Origin of the sequence: Streptomyces anulatus (assembly GCF_000721175.1) — a bacterium.
Taxonomy (GTDB): domain Bacteria; phylum Actinomycetota; class Actinomycetes; order Streptomycetales; family Streptomycetaceae; genus Streptomyces; species Streptomyces anulatus_C.
Window position 1 is genome coordinate 1 of the sequence record NZ_JOEZ01000131.1, and the last position, 393, is coordinate 393.

At 69.7% G+C, this 393-nt stretch carries 1 protein-coding gene; it reads right to left on the reverse strand.

Annotated elements, in window-relative coordinates; genetic code table 11:
- Nucleotides 1-393 (reverse strand): hypothetical protein (locus IG90_RS40440; RefSeq protein ID WP_033895124.1); only part of this gene is annotated, 393 nt, incomplete at both ends.

Sequence of the window (393 nt, forward strand, 5' to 3'; positions counted from 1 at the left end):
CACGGCGACGCCGTCGGGCCAGTCCGGCAGGGACAGGCCCTTCTGCGGGTCGATGACGATCGAGCAGACCAGCGGGGAGCGGCGCTCGATGCCCAGCAGTGCGTCCAGGAGGCGGGACTTGCCGGAGCCGGAGGTGCCGGTGACGAAGGAGTGCACCGCGCCGGAGCCCGGCAGGAAGAACCGGTAGTTGGCGATCACCCCGTCGTAGAAGATCCCGATCGGGGCGAGCCCGGTCTCCGGGTCCAGGACGTGCTGCTCGCCGAACAGGTTTCCCTTCTTGAGCGGGTTCTCGGTGAACACGGTGATCTTGCCCTTGCGGGGGGCGAACCGCTCCAGGGCGACCAGGTCCGGGTCGTCGATCCCGAGCGCGGACAGCACGTCGTCCAGGGCCTG